The sequence below is a fragment of the Marinomonas sp. S3726 genome, from assembly GCF_000967665.1.
Lineage (GTDB): Bacteria > Pseudomonadota > Gammaproteobacteria > Pseudomonadales > Marinomonadaceae > Marinomonas.
The window spans coordinates 1-20,014 of record NZ_JXYC01000025.1; the positions used below are offsets into that span (position 1 = coordinate 1).

General features: G+C 41.2%; 21 protein-coding genes. 7 read left to right on the forward strand and 14 right to left on the reverse strand.

What is annotated here, in order from left to right:
• The first annotated feature begins 217 nt into the window (after nucleotides 1-217).
• Nucleotides 218-496: a hypothetical protein gene (locus TW85_RS18725; protein WP_046018674.1), complete on the forward strand. Its 279-nt coding sequence runs from the start codon at nucleotides 218-220 to the stop codon at nucleotides 494-496.
• A 90-nt stretch (nucleotides 497-586) separates the two neighbouring features.
• Here TW85_RS18725 and TW85_RS18730 read toward each other — a convergent pair whose 3' ends face one another.
• Complete coding sequence (locus TW85_RS18730) at nucleotides 587-1,303, reverse strand: divalent cation transporter (RefSeq protein ID WP_046018675.1); 717 nt, start codon at nucleotides 1,301-1,303, stop codon at nucleotides 587-589.
• A 171-nt stretch (nucleotides 1,304-1,474) separates the two neighbouring features.
• Here TW85_RS18730 and TW85_RS18735 point away from each other — a divergent pair, with 171 nt between their 5' ends.
• Together TW85_RS18735 and TW85_RS18740 are read left to right on the forward strand one after the other, a co-directional pair.
• On the forward strand, nucleotides 1,475-1,894 hold the full coding sequence (locus TW85_RS18735) for a GFA family protein (RefSeq protein ID WP_046018676.1): 420 nt from the start codon (nucleotides 1,475-1,477) through the stop codon (nucleotides 1,892-1,894).
• 93 nt (nucleotides 1,895-1,987) lie between these two features.
• Nucleotides 1,988-3,475 carry an aldehyde dehydrogenase gene (locus TW85_RS18740; protein ID WP_046018677.1) on the forward strand — a complete coding sequence of 496 codons (1,488 nt, stop codon included), beginning with the start codon at nucleotides 1,988-1,990 and terminating at the stop codon, nucleotides 3,473-3,475.
• 222 nt (nucleotides 3,476-3,697) lie between these two features.
• Here the strand turns inward: TW85_RS18740 and TW85_RS18745 are convergent, their stop codons facing one another.
• Complete coding sequence (locus tag TW85_RS18745) at nucleotides 3,698-4,615, reverse strand: LysR family transcriptional regulator (RefSeq protein ID WP_046018678.1); 918 nt, start codon at nucleotides 4,613-4,615, stop codon at nucleotides 3,698-3,700.
• A gap of 146 nt (nucleotides 4,616-4,761) precedes the next feature.
• On the opposite strand from TW85_RS18745, the gene speB reads away from it, so the two are divergent.
• Nucleotides 4,762-5,727, forward strand: coding sequence for an agmatinase (gene speB, locus TW85_RS18750; protein WP_046018679.1), 966 nt, complete (start codon nucleotides 4,762-4,764; stop codon nucleotides 5,725-5,727).
• Nucleotides 5,728-6,007: 280 nt separating this feature from the next.
• Nucleotides 6,008-7,348: an ABC transporter ATP-binding protein gene (locus TW85_RS18755; RefSeq protein WP_046018680.1), complete on the forward strand. Its 1,341-nt coding sequence runs from the start codon at nucleotides 6,008-6,010 to the stop codon at nucleotides 7,346-7,348.
• A gap of 90 nt (nucleotides 7,349-7,438) precedes the next feature.
• Here the strand turns inward: TW85_RS18755 and TW85_RS18760 are convergent, their stop codons facing one another.
• From TW85_RS18760 to TW85_RS18790, 7 genes are all read right to left on the reverse strand, one after another.
• Nucleotides 7,439-7,975, reverse strand: coding sequence for a DUF3299 domain-containing protein (locus TW85_RS18760; protein ID WP_082827775.1), 537 nt, complete (start codon nucleotides 7,973-7,975; stop codon nucleotides 7,439-7,441).
• 2 nt (nucleotides 7,976-7,977) lie between these two features.
• Complete coding sequence (locus tag TW85_RS18765) at nucleotides 7,978-9,237, reverse strand: ABC transporter permease (RefSeq protein WP_046018681.1); 1,260 nt, start codon at nucleotides 9,235-9,237, stop codon at nucleotides 7,978-7,980.
• The gene (locus TW85_RS18770) at nucleotides 9,234-10,043 is read right to left on the reverse strand and encodes an ABC transporter ATP-binding protein (RefSeq protein WP_084616428.1); all 810 of its coding nucleotides are present in this window, start codon (nucleotides 10,041-10,043) and stop codon (nucleotides 9,234-9,236) included. The genes TW85_RS18765 and TW85_RS18770 overlap by 4 nt, the downstream gene beginning before the upstream one ends.
• Before the next feature lie 61 nt (nucleotides 10,044-10,104).
• Entirely contained in the window at nucleotides 10,105-10,767 is a 663-nt protein-coding gene (locus TW85_RS18775; protein ID WP_046018682.1) for a DUF2796 domain-containing protein, read from the reverse strand.
• Nucleotides 10,768-10,817: 50 nt separating this feature from the next.
• The gene (locus TW85_RS18780; protein ID WP_084616429.1) at nucleotides 10,818-11,105 is read right to left on the reverse strand and encodes a DUF2607 family protein; all 288 of its coding nucleotides are present in this window, start codon (nucleotides 11,103-11,105) and stop codon (nucleotides 10,818-10,820) included.
• Nucleotides 11,106-11,365: 260 nt separating this feature from the next.
• Complete coding sequence (locus TW85_RS18785; RefSeq protein ID WP_046018684.1) at nucleotides 11,366-12,310, reverse strand: EAL-associated domain-containing protein; 945 nt, start codon at nucleotides 12,308-12,310, stop codon at nucleotides 11,366-11,368.
• A gap of 255 nt (nucleotides 12,311-12,565) precedes the next feature.
• A complete protein-coding gene (locus TW85_RS18790) occupies nucleotides 12,566-13,363 on the reverse strand; it encodes an alpha/beta hydrolase (RefSeq protein WP_052702295.1) in 798 nt (265 codons plus the stop codon).
• Between the two features lie 215 nt (nucleotides 13,364-13,578).
• Between TW85_RS18790 and TW85_RS18795 the strand changes: the two genes are divergently transcribed.
• Nucleotides 13,579-15,495, forward strand: coding sequence for a winged helix-turn-helix domain-containing protein (locus TW85_RS18795; RefSeq protein ID WP_046018685.1), 1,917 nt, complete (start codon nucleotides 13,579-13,581; stop codon nucleotides 15,493-15,495).
• Between the two features lie 15 nt (nucleotides 15,496-15,510).
• On the opposite strand, the gene TW85_RS18800 is transcribed toward TW85_RS18795, so the two are convergent.
• Nucleotides 15,511-16,359 (reverse strand): alpha/beta hydrolase, encoded by an 849-nt coding sequence (locus TW85_RS18800; RefSeq protein ID WP_046018686.1) that lies wholly within the window; start codon nucleotides 16,357-16,359, stop codon nucleotides 15,511-15,513.
• 40 nt (nucleotides 16,360-16,399) lie between these two features.
• Entirely contained in the window at nucleotides 16,400-16,813 is a 414-nt protein-coding gene (locus tag TW85_RS18805; RefSeq protein WP_046018687.1) for a MarR family winged helix-turn-helix transcriptional regulator, read from the reverse strand.
• Nucleotides 16,814-17,078: 265 nt separating this feature from the next.
• Here TW85_RS18805 and TW85_RS18810 point away from each other — a divergent pair, with 265 nt between their 5' ends.
• Nucleotides 17,079-17,471, forward strand: a complete 393-nt coding sequence (locus TW85_RS18810) for a VOC family protein (RefSeq protein ID WP_046018688.1) — start codon at nucleotides 17,079-17,081, stop codon at nucleotides 17,469-17,471.
• A 19-nt stretch (nucleotides 17,472-17,490) separates the two neighbouring features.
• Here the strand turns inward: TW85_RS18810 and TW85_RS25640 are convergent, their stop codons facing one another.
• The 3 genes from TW85_RS25640 to TW85_RS18825 are packed head-to-tail and all read right to left on the reverse strand — an operon-like array spanning nucleotide 17,491 to nucleotide 19,913.
• Nucleotides 17,491-18,192 carry an AraC family transcriptional regulator gene (locus TW85_RS25640; RefSeq protein ID WP_052702296.1) on the reverse strand — a complete coding sequence of 234 codons (702 nt, stop codon included), beginning with the start codon at nucleotides 18,190-18,192 and terminating at the stop codon, nucleotides 17,491-17,493.
• 23 nt (nucleotides 18,193-18,215) lie between these two features.
• Complete coding sequence (locus tag TW85_RS18820; protein WP_046018689.1) at nucleotides 18,216-18,575, reverse strand: hypothetical protein; 360 nt, start codon at nucleotides 18,573-18,575, stop codon at nucleotides 18,216-18,218.
• 6 nt (nucleotides 18,576-18,581) lie between these two features.
• Entirely contained in the window at nucleotides 18,582-19,913 is a 1,332-nt protein-coding gene (locus tag TW85_RS18825; protein ID WP_046018690.1) for a DEAD/DEAH box helicase, read from the reverse strand.
• Between the last annotated feature and the right edge of the window lie 101 nt (nucleotides 19,914-20,014).

Below are 20,014 nucleotides of genomic sequence, written 5' to 3' on the forward strand. Positions count from 1 at the left end.
AGTAGGTCGTTATCAAGATTACTTATTTTAAGTAAAGTAAAAAAACCAGCTCATTGAGCTGGTTTTTTTTCGTCTGTTGAAAATATTTCGGCAAGAGCCTAGGTGATCGGCATTAGATAATTTTGGTTTTTTCGTTTCTAGTGCTTACGTTGTTCAAATAGTGGTGACTATTTGAATCTCAAAAAACCATGTTAAGTGTTAATGTTTTAGGAATGATATGAGTTTAATCGAAATAATCGGCTTTGTGCCTGCTATTGTGTTTCCAGCAGCGACCATAATCCAATTAGTACATTTACTTAAATCAAAATCAGCAGGTGGCGTATCGCCTGGTGCATGGGGGTCTTTTGCTATAGGTAATGTTTGCTTGTTTACCTATACGGAGAAATACGATGAATTGCAGTCTATTATTGGACTTCTTTTTTCCTCTCTTTTGCAGCTTTATATTGTTTATTTGATTTATAAATATCGACGACAAGAATCGCTGGCTACCGCATAAACCTAATGAGAATATGAGTAAGCATGATAAGCTGCTTGCTCTATTCACACTAGGAACTAACTAGCTTGAGTAGACCTTGTTAAATTTGAGTTAATGGCTCAAAGCCATACTCGCTAAAACCCCCATTAAAAAGCCTAACAAAGCCCCCATAGGTGGAGCCCAATGTTTTTGCAGCGGCACCTGTGGTGCTATGTCCTGAAAAATAGAATAGAGAATCCCGCCTGCAGCAAACATCATTAAAGCTGCAATCGTTAAAGGTGACTGTGCTAACCATAGGTAACCAACTACGCCTGATAATGGTCCTAATAACGCCATTAGAGCAAACATTAAAATGATCATTTTACTACTGAGGCGTTTACTGGTTCGCATTTCTCGATAGGCATTAAAGCCTTCGGGCAGGTTCTGTAATGCAATCAATAATGCCAATAATAAAGCCGAACTAGACCCATAGGCAAAGGCTGCTCCCAATGCTATTGATTCAGGAACAAAGTCTGTCAACATGGCAGCCAATTGGCTAGCTGGGGTGTTTATCTTTTGTAGAAGGATGTCTAACAGCATAAATGCGACACCTCCTAGTAGGAAAAAAAATGCACTGCTGCTCATACTGAGTTCTTGAATAGCTTCAGGTACTAATACAAGTGCAACGGCAGAGAGTAGGGCCCCCGCACCAAAGGCAACCACTGAATGACGTAACTCTTGTTCTAACCAGTCTGATTGTATATGTTCAAAACGTGCAATAAGGGCACCTGCTGGCATAGCAAGCCCAGCGGCTAAGGTCAGAAGTATGACTTGAACTAGATATGGCATAAGTAAAGCGCCTGATGAATCCTGGTTAGAATTATTGCTTGAAACCTATTCTCTTATCAATCAATGATTTATAGATTAGTTTTTCTTATCTTGAGGGTCATTATATTGTTTGTCATAGTAAATTCTTTTAGAGACTATAAGACGTGCTTAATGTTTTGAAAGGAGGGCAAAATGGAAAATCAGCAAGTAGAAAAGATTAGTGGCAGTTGCCTTTGTGGCGCAGTGACATTTGAAGTAGACAATCATTTTAAGCTGTTTCATTTATGTCATTGCCATCAATGTCAAAAAATCTCAGGTTCAGCTCATGTATCCAACTTATTTGTGAATAAAGAGGCGATTAGTTGGTTATCAGGGCAAGAAAAAATTCATCGCTATGATGTGCCTGGTCGTCAAATCTCTAATGTCTTTTGTACGCAATGCGGCTCGTCCGTACCTTATGTTTCTGGTAGTGGCCGCGCTTTGATTGTGCCTGCAGGCACCTTAGATGACGAACCAAACATAGGGCCACAGAATCATATCTACATGGAAGACAGTCGTGATTGGCATGAAAACATTGCGTCTGTGGATTGTTTTGAGCGTTATACAGATTAAATCCACGTTTTATACCTACTCAGGTGTATATCCGCTCATGGTTTAGTTCTTTTAGAATCAGGGAATATTGCATTAACTAGCAGGAGTTTATTAATGAAAAGCTATACCGAGTGGCAAGCGTTAAGTAAAAGTCAGACCTTTCATGGGCAAGCTTATATCAATGGTGAATTCCAAGCGGCACAAAGTGGTGAGACCTTTGCTTGTATTAACCCCGCAACTGAACAACTTTTAACGAATGTTGCCAGTTGTGATCAAGCAGATGTGGATATTGCAGTTGCCAATGCTAAATCTGTCTTTAAGTCTGGTGTTTGGTCGCAAATGCACCCGAAGAAAAGAAAGAATATCTTACTTAAACTCGCCTCTTTGATTGATCAGCATAAAGATGAATTGGCATTGCTTGATACCCTAGACATGGGTAAATCCATCAGTGAGATGGTGAATATTGATATGCCAGATGTAATCGATTGTTTTCAGTGGACAGCTGAATCAATTGATAAGGTTTATGGCGAAATTGCACCAACAGGGACAGATACTCTAGCGCTGATTAGCCATGAACCTGTGGGTGTTGTCGCTTGTATCACCCCTTGGAATTACCCTATGTTGATGGCAAGTTGGAAGCTAGCTCCTGCCTTAGCTGCCGGCAATAGCGTGATTCTTAAGCCTTCTGAAAAGTCTCCGTTAAGTGTTTTACGTTTAGCAGAATTGACCAAAGAAGCTGGTATACCTGATGGCGTTTTTAATGTCTTACCTGGATTTGGTCACACGGCAGGTAAAGCCTTGGCTATGCATAATGATGTTAACGTTTTAGCCTTTACAGGCTCGACTCGTGTTGCTGCACTTTTGATGGAATACGCAGGCAAATCTAATATGAAGCGAGTTTGGTTAGAAGCTGGCGGTAAATCACCTATGTTGATTTTTGATGATTGCGATGTGAAAAAAGCAGCCGCTTCAGCAGCGGCTTCTATTTTCAGTAATCAGGGTGAAGTGTGTATCGCCTGTTCACGTCTGTATGTACAAGACACTATCAAGACTGAGTTTATGGCTGCCTTGGTTGAAGCGGCTGGCAAATATCAAGCAGGTGATCCACTGGACCCAAATACTAAGATGGGGCCTATGGTTGATGCTGTGCAGATGAATACGGTTAAACGCTTTATTGAGTCAGCACAGGCAGAAGGTGGTGAGTTAGTTTTTGGTGGTGTAAAAGACTACCAAGAAGGCCAAGGTTACTTTGCTCAAGCAACCATAATCGACAAAGCTAATAACGAAATGGAGTTTGTAAGAGAGGAAATCTTTGGTCCTGTTTTAGCTGTGAGCGAGTTCACGACCGAAGAAGAAGCTCTAGCATTAGCGAATGATTCTAAATATGGTCTAGGTGCTGCTCTTTGGACGGATAACCTTTCTCGAGCGCACAGAGTGAGTCGTCAATTAGAAAGCGGCATGGTCTGGGTTAATACTTGGGGTGAAGGTGATACTACCGTGCCTTTTGGTGGTGTTAAAGCATCAGGTAATGGTCGTGATAAATCATTACATGCACTAGAGAAGTACACTGAGCTAAAAAACGTCATGATACGAATAGGTTAATACATGATGCTTTGAGGCTAATCTCGCCCATTAAGGCATGATTGATAGTAATACTCATCAAAAAAGCATGGCTGGCATTCTTATCTTTGGATAGAAGTGCTGGTCATGCTTTTTCTTGTTGGGAATCTTTATCACATAGAGCTCTCAGAAGTAAGAAACCTTATTTTAAGAAGTAGGGTTGCTCATTTTAAGCTGACTTTTTATACGCTAAAGTTAGTTATTTTAAAGTGACTCCACATATTCACACAAAACCTGCTTAAGCCAGATGATGCCTGAATCCTTGGCATAAAGCGGGTGCTGAACCAAGGTCATATCAATGGCTGGTAATCCATCAGGCGGCATGACAATACAGACAGGCATCATTTGGGTGAAGAGCTTCGCCATATGATAGGGAAGCGTAATAATCGCCTCAGTGTTTGCGACAATGCGTGCAGCGGCCATATAGTTGGTTGTACTGGCGATGTGATTACGTTCTAAAGTCTGATCAGCTAACCAACGATCAACATTGCTATCCGTTTTCCCTTCAAGGTCAAAGAATCGTATATGAGGTAAAGCCAAATAGGCCTCTAAGGTAAGAGATTCTTTAGCGTTCTGGTTTTGAGTGCTGGCCAAACAAACTTGCTTCTCAGTGAGCCAATCTTGAACGATAAGGTGCGAGGGCAACCTTTGTTCTTTATCCATACCAACAATAAGATCTATCTCACCTTTTTCTAATCTTAGTAAAGCGCTCTCTTCTGAAATAAGATCAATCTCAATCCTCACATTTGGCGCACTAAGTTGCAGTTGGCTAAACCATTCAGGAAAAACGACCGTTTCGAAAAAGTCCGTGCTGGCAATACGAAAAGTTCTATCACTTAAACTGGCTTGGAAGCTTTCGGCTGGGCTAATGGTTCGCTCCACTAAGCTCAATGCTTGACGAACATCTGGCAGCATAGCCAATGCTCTAGGAGTGGGCGTTAAGCCATTCTCTGTTTTGACTAATAAGGGGTCATCAAGCTGAGTTCTTAGTCGATTGAGAGCATGACTCATAGCGGATTGGCTTAGAAAAACCTTCTCAGCTGCACGGCTCACATGGCATTCAGAGATCAATGCTTCAAAGATAATAAGAAGGTTAAGGTCGAACTGACGTAAAGTGCTCATGCTAGCTTTCACCTTTAAAGATAAGTTTAAAACTTGGTGTATGAATACACTGCATATACTTACCTGAAATATGCATTTCAACAATTGTGCTAGTCAGGTTAATCTTTCTCTTAATGAAATACAAAAACAATTTAGAGGAAGACACCATGTCCGACAATAAGCCAGCTGCTAGCAAGGTTGCCGATGCCGATATGCCAATTTATGGCGGTCTAGGAATGACTTTTATGCAATTCCCTTTACTTTCAAGTTGGCAGAATAGCCAAGCTGAAGTCATTGTCAGTGGTGTTCCTTATGATATGTCTACGTCTGGGCGTTCAGGGGCACGTTTTGGTCCTGAAGGCGTACGAAGCGCTTCTATTAATCTTGTGTGGGAAGGTGCGCGTTGGCCTTGGCAGTTTGCCCTTGATGATCACCTTAAGGTAGAAGATTCTGGCAATGTCTTGTTTAAACATGGTGAACCACAAACCTTAGTCGACAATTTAGAAGCTCATATTGATAAGGTTTTAGACGCAGGCAAGACAGCCTTGACCTTTGGTGGTGATCATTTCATTACCTTGCCAATCCTTCGTGCTTATGCAAAAAAATATGGCCCTTTTGCTGTTGTGCACTTTGATGCCCATACGGATACCTATTCTGGTGGCACTAAATATGACCATGGCACTCTATTTCACCATGCCGTCACTGAGGGTTTGATAGACGTTGAGCACAGTATTCAAATTGGTATTCGTACCGCTTACGATTATGACAACCATCGGTTTGAAGTTTTAGATGCCGCTTGGGTGAACGAACATGGTGCAAAAGCAACCTTAGAGCGCATCAAGCAGCGAGTGGGCGATAAACAAGTTTATGTAAGCTTTGATATTGATGGATTAGATCCAGCTGTAGCGCCAGGCACAGGCACACCGGTACAGGCAGGGTTGACGGTTGATACATGCTTGAAAGTCATTCGAGGCTTAAGAGGTCATGATTTGATTGGTATGGATGTGGTAGAAGTCGCGCCTGCCTATGATCATGCAGATATTACCTCTCTTGCAGGGGCGACACTTGCGCTTGAATACTTATATGTTTTAGCTGCTAACAAAGGTGCTGGTACTGACTACCTCACTAAGTAGCTATACATAGCCTTTTGATTCTATTCAAAAGGGATAAAAAGCGAGACTAGGCTTTCCTAGTCTCGCTTTTTTGCATCTTAAGCTCAGAAAGTGAGACTTTTATGTCAAATAAATCATATCCAGTCTTAAAAATTGAGACCTTTAGTTCTTGATTTTGATTCTGCTATGACTTTGTTTAACAGGGTTCAGTTTAGTTTGTAGTATTCCCATCCCTTATCTTGTTTTTTAACTTGAATGTTAAAAAATAGGGTATGACTGAACCAAGGAAGGAGAGGGAATTATGACACGCAGTATGCGGTTTCTATGGAATAGAGATGCTTATATCTCTTTGTTTTGGCTATTGATAATGCAGGTTATTGTTGCCTTATCAACCTATTTGATTGCTACAAGTATGAAGTACATTGAGTCGGATCTAGACTCAGCTTACTTTTATATGATGCTGTTTGTGGCCTCGTTGTTTCTTGTATATTTCCCTAGTGCGATTTCATCGATTTATTTAGAAAAATGGAAAGTCAGCGCCCAAAAACGTTTTATTCTTGGCTTCACCTCGCTTAACTTTGGTAAGCGTTCTCTTGATAGGCAAAAAAATAAGGATGAGCATGAAGGCTGGGTGACCACTGAATCTATGTTGCTTTATGGAGAGGCTCCCGAGTCTATCTATAGTATATTTGGCACAGTCTTAAATACTCTCCTTTCCATCATCATAGTGAGTATGATTTTAGATATCAGTATCCTGCTTTGGTATTTTCTCGCTATATTTTTAGTAGTAGGCATCAAGATACTCTCAAAAGATAAAATTGCTGCCAACGCTAAGTTAGTGCAGGGTCAGCGAAATGCTGTGATCTCTGTACTATCCAGAATGTGGGTGAATACGATTTCAGGTAGTCCTAAAACCTTTCAAAATTGGCAGCAGAGTTACTTAAAAAATACCTATGTGTGGAAGAAAAAAGCGGCTCAGAATGAATTGTTTCTGATGGGAGTTTCAAGTGTAAGTGCCATGCTAGCACTGGCTTTTATCTGCGCTGGCAATGCGCTCTACCTACTTAGCTTATCCAGTGCCGAAGCCATTGCTGTGTTCTTGGTGACCTTGCCAAGGCAAGTGCAGATTATGCAAAACACCTTCATGTTTTTTAATCATTATTTAAGGTGGAAAGGCGTCGCTCACAAGCTTTCTAATCTTGATAAACACCTTGAATTAGAGAGTGAAGATACAAGCCAATATATCAATCTTAAAGATATCAGTATTAATGGTAATCAGTTTGATAGCATAGATGAGATAAAAGCCTATATTCAGCGCCAATCCTATGGACGTTACACAATACAAGGGAAGAATGGTGCGGGTAAATCAACCTTACTCAGACGTTTGGTTGAAGGAGATAAGTATGTTTTTGTGCCGAGTGCCTTTAGAGACCTTGAGTTCTCAAACTTAAGGGATAACACTTCGTCAGATGGGGAAAGTGTGCGCAAGTTATTTGACTCTCTGCATCATGTAAAAGAGATTGATACCTTATACCTAGATGAATGGGATGCCAGTTTAGATATTTATAATAAAGCCCATATGCATGCTGAGGTGAGAGAACTAGCGGAGAAAAAACGTATTATAGAAGTGGTTCATAGCTAGTCGGATTCAGGGCGGGTTAGACAAACGAAAAAGGGGATCAGTAATTTGATCCCCTTTTTTATTTTCAAATCATAGGTTACCTAATCAGGTCTATTCATAAGGTGTGATGTTTGATCCTATGATGTGATACCCCGTCTGTATCATGCCAACCATGTTTTGTTCTGTCATCAGTTTACCTTCTAGATAAATCACATCCCATAGTTCTTGGTCTGGCGCACCTTGAGGGAAGCTGACATGGATAATCTGGTTCGGTGGTGGCGGTGGCGTGTGAATACAAGAACCATAATAAGGTACTAACAAGAATTCAGTGACTTCATCGGCATCGCCTTCAAGAGGAATCACAAAACCTGGGATTCTAACTTGCTTGCCACTGAGTTCGTGTCTTACTGCCCCAAATTCTGACTGCATATCAGCATCATAGGCCTCGTCACCGTATTCAAGTTGCTGTGACATCATTTCTCTAGCGATACGTTCAGATTCAGGTACCAAATCCAGCCATTTAAGCTCTAATAAATTCGCTGTCGCATTGCTTGAAAAAACAAAAGAGGCTAACAATAGGCTGAGTGTCATTAAGGTAGAGTGAAGTCTGTTTTTCCCCACCTGGGTTAACGATAAGCGGTTTTTCATTATTAAATCCTTATGGTCATGCCATCGCTTAACGATTGGCGGTAAGCTGAAATAGCAGGAATAATTCCGATTAGTAGGCCGCTTAGCTGAATGCAAGCAACTAACATAAGTTCATACTGGGACGGCGCTGTGATATTAATCGCCAAGCCAAAGTTTTGCTGAATAATAGGGCTAGCAATGGCTAGAATCAGATAAAGCAGGCCCATGCCAAGCATAATGCCAAGGCCACAAATAATGCCGGTTTCCACAACGAGTAAGCTAAAGATATGATGAGGTCTCGCTCCTAGTGCTCTTAGAATCGCCATTTCACGGCGGCGTTCATTTAAGCTGGTTAGTAGGCTAGCTAACATACCTAAGAAGCCAGCTATCACAACAAAGACTGAGACAATTAATAGGGCTTGCTCAGCAACAGACATCAATGACCAAAGCTCGTGTAGGGCAATCCCTGGCACTATGGCGCTAAGTGGCTCTAGGCGATAGTCATTGACCTCTCTTTGTACATGAAAGGTGTGAATCTTAGATTTAAGACCCATTAAAAATGCAGTAATTTGTTTAGGTTCAAACTCTCTTGCTTCTAAGCTATCGGCACTAGGAGCATGACCTAAAAAGGCGCCTGATTCCCAACCCACATGTATCGCTTCGATAGCTTCAAGTGAGACATGAATGGTTTTATCAACAGGCGTTCCTGTAGGGGCAAGAATACCGATCACTTTGAAAGGCGCGTTATCATGCTTACTAAAGCCGATGTCTTTCATGCCGTGCGCTAGCACCATAGGGCTATCTAGTTCATAACCTAAGGTTTGTGCTACATCAGCACCAATAACGGCTTCGAAAAGCTGATCAAATTGTTTGCCTTGAGCAAAAGTCAGTGGCTGCTTTTTACCAAATTTATAATGTTTAAAATAATCCTGATTAGTTCCTAAAACGCGGAAGCCCTGATGAGAGTCTCCTAATGAAAAAGGCACTGTCCACTTAACTGACTTATGATCTTTAAAGTCTTGATAGGTTTTCCAGTCAATATTATTGGTGGCATTACCAATACGGAATACAGAATAAAGCAGTAAATTTATTTGGCCTGAGCGAGCCCCAACGATAAGGTCTGTTCCAGAAATGGTGTTAGCAAAGCTGTTTTTCGCTTGGGTTCTGACTTGCTCCACGCCTAATAGTAATAACACCGAAATGGCAATGGTAAATAAGCTCAGCAGTACGGTTGCTTTACGGTTTAATAGACTGTTAATTGCGAGACGTAGGAGGTTTTTCATACCGTCTCTCCTTGCTGATTAGATTGAGCTTGCTCTAGTGGGTTTTGATTCAGCTTGGCAAGGTCGATGGTTTGTTCAAATAAAGGCTCTAAAGTTGGATCATGGCTAACGAAAATCAAAGTAGCCTGATTACGACTCACTTCTTGCATGAGCAGTTTTATAAATGCTTCACGGTTATCATGGTCTAATGCAGAGGTTGGCTCATCGGCAATGACTAGTGCTGGGCTGCCCATTAGGGCTCTTGCTGCAGCGACTCTTTGTTGTTGGCCAATACTTAAGTGGCTGGCTTTCTTATCTTGAATTTCGTCAGGTAGATTCAAGGCAGTTAATAAACGTTTAGCTTCAATACGCACTGCGTCTTTGTGGTTTGCTCCTTCATCTAATACTTTTTGTTTTCTTTGCTTTGAAAATTCACAGGCAAGGCAAACATTATCAATCACACTTAAGTAAGGTAAGAGATTAAATTGCTGGAAAATATAGCCAATATTGTCTGCTCTAAACTGGTCCCTTTGCCCTTGTTTTAGACGACAGATATCTGTTCCTAGCAGGTTAATGCTACCTTGCTGAGGCGTGTTAATCGCCGTTAATAAACTCAATAGGGTAGATTTACCTGAGCCACTTGGTCCCTTAACAAACAAATGCTGCTGAGTCTGAATTTTAAAGTCAGCAATATTTAGTATGGCTTGTTTGGCTTTAGGCCAACTAAATTGAACCTTATTAAGCTCAACGGCGAAGCTTGCTTGAGTCGTTTTTGTCGGCTCAAGTGCTGCGATATCTGTATGATTTTGGCTTTGAAAATCTGTCATCCTGTTACCCTATTCTCATCAAATAGGCCTAAACCTATTTGATGAGTGTTCTTGCAATTAATTAAAAGTCTATGTGAGCGTGTTTTGCATCCAGCTCAAGCACTTTTTGGCTATTATCTGTTAGCAAATTGACATGAATTTCTTGCGTATTTGGGAAGTGTTTAAACCAGTTAGTTTCAATCTCAGTTAGTTTTTCAACATTGTGACATTCGTACTGGTAAGTAATTTCAAAAGCAGCGTGACTTTCTTCACCATGATCATCGTGGTGGTCTTCGTCATGATCGTCGTCATGGTCATCATGATGGTCTTTATCGTGATCATCGTGGTGGTCTTTGTCATGGTCGTCATGATGCTCATCGTGATGGTCTTCATCATGCTCATCATGAGCAGACAAGGATTGCTCAATCAAATGATCGCTTAACTGACATTGTGCGCCTTTATCAAAAATAAATAGGCTTGCAGGGTTCTCTAAACGAGCAATAGCTTGTTTTAGGGCTTCTTTTTCTTGCGCCGTTTCTGGTGCATGTTCAAAGCCAACAATGTCAGCACCAGGTGCTGAAATCGCTAGGATAAGGTCTTCCCCATCTTGTGCGATATTAAAGCTTACTTCCCCATGTACATGGGCTTTATGGTCACGTTTTTCTTCTTCGCCGTGGTGGTCAGCAATTGCGCCAGCAGAAACACATAGGCCTGCTAGTGCAGCCCATTTAGATTTAACAATCATGATTATTCCTAAAACATCAGTTTAAAATTAACAAAGTAATAAAAGGTGAATTAACTGAGGAATAATGGCGGTGAACGGGCTCTAAGGTTAGCTGGGTTAAACGATCTGAATATGAGGGTTTCCTGCTTAAATGCAGGCGATTTCATTGGAATAATACTAGGTAAAGCAGGGTCAGAAACTAGGCCTTGATGAATGCCTGAGAACATCTCACATTGATGTTCATGGTGGTAATTATCATCAAAACTGCTTTCATGGGCGACCGCCATCACACTCATAAAAAGCGTGCAAAGAAGAGCAAGAATAGCAACGGCTCTAAGGTGAGAAGGCAAGGTCAGCATGGTATAAAATTAATCGTTAAACAGTCTGTTACAATATAACATATCGGAAAATATAAAGGATAGAGAAAAGCCGCCTAGGTTATGACGGATCAAAAAGGGTCGTAAAATGACCTCGCCAGTCTATAAATTTAACTAATACAAAGTAAGTTTACAGCGGTTATCAAGGGATGTTTTCAATCATGACTGAGTGTAAAAATCTTTAAGTAAGATGCGTAAAAAGCCCAGTATAGGTCTGGGCTTTTTAATGGACTTTATGCCGTCTATGGTGATTTCTGTTGTCGTCTTGCGTTTAATAATAGATGTTCTGCTTTGGCGCCTAAATACACATAAATAGCTAAGGCGATTAATAAGCCAACGACCGCTAGCATCATGGCAATGGCAGGTAGTAGATATTCGGCTTGGCCTAATGCAGCTTTAAACATGGTGAGTAGGGCCTCAATCGAAATAGCAATTAACACAGTAGAAATAAAGCGGGTGATAGTTCGCCTAGTAGAAGAATGTCTAAAGATATCCTTATGCATCAAAATCTCTTCTTCCAGAATGGTTTTACCCAGATCAAATACTGCCAAGGCCAAGGTAATATAAATAATAATGCTAAAGGGCTGTAATGGATCAAAGGCGTGAGGAATACTCTTCACTAAGGCATAGATGTCACTAAAGACACAACTGATGAGAAAGAGTACAAGGCAGAATAGACAGCCTACAATAACGCCATAGCCAGCTTTAAAATAAGGCGTCATATTGGCCCGAGCGGTATCGCCCATTACATACTCAATTAACTGGGTTAAGCTTACATCCAGCACAATATAAAAGGCTTCTGCTTTAGGGTTTCTAAGCTCCTTGATAACAGAAAGGCAGACCTCTTTTGTCGCTATGGAAAAATAAGGGTCAGTAAAACAAGTTTCGTTATTCCATTTTACCTGTAAAAAATAAGGGCGCTGGCTGAGATCCTGCTGATGGCCTGCTTGTCCTAGAGTACGCTTATGTTCTGTTTTAAAACACAGATTGTTTCCAGCCTGTAGACCCATTTCATCAAGATAGTATTGCAGTTCTAAGAAAGGGAACTTTTTTACTAGAGGCTCAACATCAACCCCTTTTGTGAGGTTGTCTTCCAAACTCATCAAAATAGACTCAAGTAAGCTCTGAATCACCTCTTGATATTCGTGATAACGCTCTATGCTGCTTAGATAACTCATTCTTGCCATTAGCTTGTACTCTTAATCGGAAACTATTTAATCTGATAAATAGACTAAGCAAGATTAAAACCAACTATAGGTAATGGCTGAAAACCAAGAATTTAGAGTGTTTTGTTAACCAAAGTTGCACTCTTTTAGTGAGCTTTTACAGTGAATGAATGCTAAAGAGGCATGATCTAATCTTTAATAAGATAGCATGATTTTGAGGGAGGAAAGTAAAAGATGCCTAGTAGATAAATCATTAGGCATCTTAGGTAAGTCCTATTATTTCACGATATTTTCAATAATCTCAGCTAGGGTATCAGCATGAGTTAACATAGGTAGGTGGCCACTATCTATCTCGAAACTTTGTGTCAGAGAGAGCTTGCTCGCAATTTGCTCTTGGGTGCTTAAGGAGATGATTTTATCTTGTTTAGCAAATACATAATATTTAGCTAAATTGTCATAGCGTTCAGCATCTAAACTCAGTTTACTTTCGGCTAATACAGAGGGTTCAGATACCGCATGTTTTGCCAACCATCTAAGTTGTGTTTTATTCGCTTTTGGGGCAAATGTCTCAGCAAATTTATCATCATTACTTATATTCAATAAGGTGCTCGTTTCATCGTAAACCACACCATTAAAATAGTTTTTGCCATCAACCTTGGTTAGCGCATCAAATGCTTTTTCCCCTTCTTGTGGGGCAACGGCAGTCACGTAAATTAATTTACTGATTGTTTCTGTTGGGCATAAGTCTAGTGATGCGTTTGTTACCGCACCACCTTGGCTGTGAGAGATAATAACCTTCTCACCTTCTATCTTGCCCAAGCTAGTACAGAGAGAGGCCGCAGAAAGCTCAAGGGAGACTTTATTCGGTGTGATGTTATCTTTACGGCCCGGTAAATCGACTGCGATATTGGCTACTTTAGAGTTAAGCTCTTGCTGAACCTTAGCCCAAGAATTACCACTAAAATGCGCACCGTGAACAAAGACAAGAGTAGGGGATGATTGCGCCATTAAAGCGCCAGAAAAGCCAATGCTTAAGGTAAGTGCGCCAGCCAGTTTTGTCATGATATTTTTCATATCTGTTTCCTCATGGATTAATTAATAGCTGCAGCATGGGGGCTTTGTGGAAGCGCAACAAACCAAATCGCTCCAAATAATTTCGCTCATCACAAAAGAAGTCAGTTTAGGGATAAAATCTTATCAAATGACAGGTCAAATAAAGTCAAATCCCTTGAGTTATAAGGCCTGTGCTATATAGTGAGGCTTTTTGAAAATTAGGTGATATCTGTACCATGTTGAAGTTTGAAGGCTTTGAGTTCGACCCTAAATCGGGTAGGTTGAAGAATCTGACGCATGATACAGAAGTGTATCTAAGACAAAAGCTGGTGGCCTTATTAGCTCATTTACACTCTCACCAGCAAAGGGTGGTATCCAAACAAGAGTTGCTGGACACCCTGTGGGAACACGGTCAATATCGAGAAAAGTCCCTCTCTCAAAGTATCCTTGAATTACGCAAAGCCTTGGGGGATTCTGCCAGCGAACCTAAATACATTCGTACTTTACCGAATCAGGGTTATCAATGGATTGCTGCAGATGTCGCTGAACTCGATGTTAGTCTTACAAATAGCCAAGAAACGTCTAGTGAAGACAATTTGCTAGACACTGATGAGCCACAAAGGCTCTCTAACTTCATCCGAATCCCTCATATATTGGTTGCCTTCCTTTTACTTGTGATACTTGGGATTACAGCTTACTTCGTATTGTTTGAAAAAGGGGGGGAGATCAAGCTGGAGGCAAGTGCACAATTGCACAAAGCGAGTCAGAATGGCATAACCAAAGTCATCATTTTACCTTTTAAAAATGCGACAGGCACTCAGGTAATGAACTGGGTTGAATATGGCTTAAGCGAGATGCTGACCTATGATTTATCCTTGATTGATTCCATTGAAGTGATCGCACCGACTCAGATCAGAGCGCCATTCAACCTTAAAGAACACAGCGCTTGGTCTGCGGATTTAATGACAAAATATCAAGCTGATATGGTGCTAACAGCCGCCATTTCACTCGAGAAAGAAGAACAAGTTTTAAGCTACCAGCTGATTACTGCAGAGGGTGAGCAGGAAGGAAAGCAGATAAAACGCCTGGACCTTGCTGTCTCCATGCCTGATGTCGCCAGTGAAATCTTCCGTGAGATAAGACCGAATAGCCAACTTACCGAACTAGATGCGTATACCTATGTGCCTAGTGCCATGCATGACTTCGCCAGAGGGCTTCAGGCACTGCAAACGGATGGCTATGTTTTAGCTCAGTATTATTTCAAAGCCTCAATGCAGATTGATAAAAGCCATACTTGGTCAGTACTTTATCAGGCGATTAGCCAATACCAACTAGGGGAATGGCAAGCGGCTGAGGCTGTGTTTAGAGAACTTGTGAATAACAATAAAGAAGCCGCGATTTTAGAGTCTGCTCATTTTTGGTTAGCCCTTATTCACTATCGACAAGGTGAGCTTGAGCAAGCGCAAACTGAGTTAGAGATAAGCCAGCGCTTTTATGTGGCTAATCAGCAAGACCTAGTACAGAGCTTAAGGTCCCAGTTACAGCTCAGAATTGATACGTTGCGATCAAACCGCTTGATGGCTAAAGGCAATATTGCTTCAAGTACGCCTAATGAAGATGCTCCATTATTAAAAGGGCCTTTATTGGATGTACCTCTCTTTAATCATGATAGGCTGATGGTTCTGTTAGCAGATAAACCTCAGACCAGCCTAGAGTATGCTGAGTTCGAAACCTTAAGTAGAGAACTTACGTTAAAAGGACACAAGCCTGTCTTGTTTCGACTTTTGTTAAAGCAAAGCCTTAAACCTAGTTTAACTTGGGTTGTTAGAGACAATTTAGTGGCTCGTGCGATCGACATTATCAGTGAGCTAGAACAGCCTTATGATCTTGCCATTGCTTGGTTGATCCGTGGGCGTTTGGCCATGGCAATGCAGAATAATAAGGCAACCATGTATCTATCCCAAGCCAATGAAATAGCAACAGGGTTAGAAGCAAACCTCTTGATCAGAGAAATTGAAATTTACGCCTTATTAAATGAAGCTCAGTTTGGAAAGTCTAGAATAGAGAAAAGTGTTTTATTAGAGAGATTAAAAGCACTTCAAGAGAACTTAAGCCAAGATCAGCTAAGTCTCTTGAAGCCGCTTTCAGATTAACATGAGATTATTTATCTAAGACTCTAGCGCATTTAAAAAGTACTTATCCCAAAGGGTGCGGTATCTCTCTTTGTGCCAGCCAATATGACCAATGCGTTTTTGCCCGACATCAGAGGGTGTGATTTTCACCATGCTTTGTTTCGAGCCAGTAAAAAAGCTGTGTAGCATGGTGATATTTTTCATCGACATCATATCGTCATCACTAAAAGCAAAGGCAGTAATTGGCATCTTGGTATTGGCAAAACGCTCTCTTAGCCAATCGCCTTCATAGCCTATGGCGTAATCTTCTTTTAAACACCAACGACGCCATTGCATGATGACACCTTTAGGTAAGTCACACATCACCTTGAGCTTATCTCCAGGGAAGTAGCCCATGAGAGGCACAACAATTGGCACAAGAAAATACCATAAAAACCAAACAGCACGTTTAGTTGGCTTGGCGTTATACCACCATGTTCCGGTACCTGCACCAACAGTAATTGCTTTATCTATGGCATTTGTGTCTTCCATAAAACCTAGCATATGAGCGCCAACACTATGGCCTATCCAAGTGATCTTCTGCTCAGGGTAGGTTTGTTTCACAAAGTTCAAAACTGTAGGGCAATCATGTTTGGCCCAACTTAACTTATCGCTTTTTGAATACTTAACATGGCGGTCAATCGACTGGCCAATACCATCATAATCAAAGGTCACTGCGGTATAATTATGCTCAGTTAACCAGTTGGCAAAGTCATTATATAAATGCTGAGCCACACCCGTTGCTGTGGCAATAATACAAACGCCTTTACTTTCTCCTAGTGGGGAGAATATTTGAGCGGTAATTGTGTGTCCTGCCGTTGTTTCTAAGATTCTTGTGTCCATCATGACCTCTCATCAGAGCAAAGTTTGCTCCTTTCGACCTTGGTTAAAAGCGCTGGATAATAAAGTTCAAAAACTTCAGCACGGTTTGGATTTCTTCTTCACTGAATTCATCATTAAAGGTGTTATTAAGCTGCTCAATATAGGGCAGTAGATCTCGGGATTTTTGTGAGCCACTTGGGGTTGGATAAAGCTTTATGGCTCTCGCATCCTCAGCGTCAACAATACGTTCTACCAAGTTATTTTTTTCCATACGGGCAATCAGCCCGGTAATGGCAGACTTATTGAGACATATGGCTTTCGCTAACTCTTTTTGCACACAGCCTTCATGTTTCACTATGTAGAGCAGTGCAGCTAACTGAGTCACAGGGGTATCAAGTTCTTGCTCACAGACCTTATCCACATGATTGAAAAGTTTGCGTTGAGCCATGTTAAGTAGAAAAAAGAGACGCTTATCCAAAACTAAAAATATCCTTAATAATCAAATAGTACGTATATGAACTAAAAATAGTTTACATGCAAACTAAAATAAAAAACAAGAGGCTGATGAAAAATAATCTGTGTCGCATATCTTCAAGACAGCCTTAATACATCTAGCTAAGCTGTATTCTTTAAATAAAAAATGAAAGACAAGACGAGGCCCTAACAATCTGATTTTTAGTGATTTTCTTAGTGATTTTGATAGAGCTGAGCCTTGATGAAAAACATATTAATGGAGTGAAAATATGGCCGATCTAACCTTTAAATATACGATTTTATATGTGCAGAACGTATCTGAAACTTTAGCTTTTTATGAGGCTGCGTTTGGGTTTAATAGGGGGATGCTGCATGAAAGTGGTGATTATGGCGAGCTAGTGACCGGCAATACTAAACTGTCATTTTCATCCTTAGCCTTGATGACGTATCTGGGGAAAAAACCGGGGACACAAGCAGACTTAAATACGTGTTTTGAAATTGCGTTTGAAACCACAGATGTGCCAACTGCTTTAACGAAGGCGTTAGCGGCTGGGGCGAGTTTGGTTCAGGATGTGGAAACCATGCCTTGGGGTCAAACGACCGCTTATGTGAAAGATTTAAATGGTTTCTTGGTGGAGTTGTGTTCGCCCATTGCTCTCTAGTACATCTTGGCTGATAAGTTTAGAAAGGATCAAAACCATAACCTGTGCTGTCTAACTGAGCCATTAGCATGGGGTTATTGAGCAGTTGAGTTGGGCTGAGCTTAAACCAGCGTTGAAACTCTCGACACATATGGGATTGATCCGAATAACCATATAAATCTGCTGTGTCAGCCATGGTGCTTGTTTGGCTCAAGTGCTTGGCCGCCTTGCGTGCTCTGGCTAGCTGAAACCAATAGCTAGGGCTTTTATCTGTTTCCTTGATGAGCATACGTTGTAAGCTGCGAGTACTCATGCCGAGTTGTTTTGCTGTTTGAGTGACATTAGTTAAATCACTGGCTAAGGATGTCAGTGCTTCTTCGACACAGGGTTTGATAGACGTGACTTCATTGAGCATGTCTTCCAGTTGACTAATGATTTTTTTATCGTGGCTAATGGCTTTTTCGTCGTGACTATCAAGCTTAAAAAGTGGCATATATCTGACGAGTTTTTCTTGTTCTATCTGCATGCCAGGCTTTAAACGAAAGCCAAGACTATGGGTGTTTGCTTGAGTTTGAACCGCTTGAGTATGTTCAAATAGAGGGGAAACAAACCACAAAGAAGGCTTAGTTTGGTGATCCGCTTGGTGGGTTTTGATAATGAGATCACGACAGCCATCAGGCAAAATTAAAATGCTGCCATTAGAATGGGAGTGAGCTGACCAGACATCTGTGATGTGACTCATGTGTTCCTCCCATTGTGAGTGTTTTAAAGGTTTCCTAGCCTATGGTTCCATTTACCTTGGTGTTCTTCAAGACAGGCCTCTTCACTATCAAATTTAATTTGCTTAAAGCTATCTTGCAACTGAATGCCGAATGGTTTTAATTCAGACTGAATCAGTAGGCTCATTTCTTTCCGCTTTTCTCCACCTGTCGGGCTACCTATAAAACGGCTTACCTGAGCACGAGTTTCAAAGACACAAGTCACCTTGATTGAGCGAGACATATCATTGAAATCTACTTGGTGGGTTAGCCATTGGAAACCTTCAAAGGCCTCCAATGCTTGGTCACAGACCTTAGTAAGGGCTGTGACTATGGCTTTTTCATGTTTCTTGTCTGTTTTTTTCATGACAAATTATTTATGCCTTGGGGCTCTCTTTTTTTCAGTTTTAGCATTAGCGGTTTTGTTGCTTTTTGGCTGCGTATCTTTGTTCTGCGCTTGTTTATTTTCAGCATCAGGACGGTTCGCTTTACGTACATAGTTCAAGATAGATACTGGCACAGTTTTACGCACTGGGAAGCCTTCAATTTCTTTACGCTTCACAATATGGCCTAAGCGACTCTCAATCGCGCAGAGGTTCTTAAAGTCTCCCATAGCGACAAAGGAAATGGCTTCACCAGCAGCACCCGCACGGCCAGTACGGCCAATTCTGTGGATGTATTCTTCTGGTTTGAAAGGGAGATCATAGTTAACCACGCGAGTTAGATCGCCAATGTCTATGCCTCGGGCTGCAACACCTGTTGCTACAAGGTACTTAAGTTCGCCAGATTTAAAGCTCGCGAGGACTTTTTCACGCATTGATTGGCTTCTATCCCCATGGATACAATCTGCTTTAATGCCACGCTTTTCTAGTTGGCTAACTAACTTAGCCGCACCATGTTTTTTCTCAATAAAGATAAGTGCCTGATCCCACTCTTGTTCTTTGATTAAATGGCTCAAAAGGGCTGACTTGGTATCTTTATCTACGGTAATCAACCATTGATCTATGCTTGATGCTGAGGTTTCTTTAGGAGAGATATTGATCTCTAAAAGATCGTCATAAAACTCCTTATTTTCCATACCTACACCTGAAAAGGTGGTAGATAAATTGCGTACATGATCATTTAAAGTCGCGGAAAATAACAGGTTTTGTCTATCGTCAGGTAAACGATCGATAATGTTATAGATGTCATCGATAAAGCCCATGTCGAGCATTCTATCGGCTTCGTCTAACACTAAGGTTTCAACTTCATCAAAATGTAGTGCACGCTGGTGGACCATATCAACCAAGCGGCCAGGTGTTGCAACCAAAAAGTCGACACCTTCAATTAAACGCTCTTTTTGAGGTGCTTCATCAACACCGCCATAAAGTGCCATTGAGGTAAAATCTAATTCTTTGCCATACTCAGCGATGCTTTCTTCAACCTGAGTGGCCAGTTCTCGCGTTGGTGTTAACACCAAGATGCGAACGCGTTTGCCCCTGATTTTAGTTTGGCCTGCATAACGTCGGTTGCGGTAAAGCTTTTCTAATAGGGGTAAGACGAAACTGGCGGTTTTACCTGTCCCTGTTTGAGACGCAGCTAATAGGTTTCTATCCAGTAAAATGGCTGGAATGGCTTGTTTTTGGATAGACGTAGGTTGGGTGTAACCCAACTCAGCAACCGCATTAAGAATAGGGGTGCTTAGTCCAAGTTTAGCGAATGACATAAAATAGGTCTCGATAGGGAGCAGATCAGGAGGACGTGCGATGGCGGGAGTATAGCAGTAACTTGGTGAAAAATAAGGGCTGTTATTTTTGTTCTTGCCCT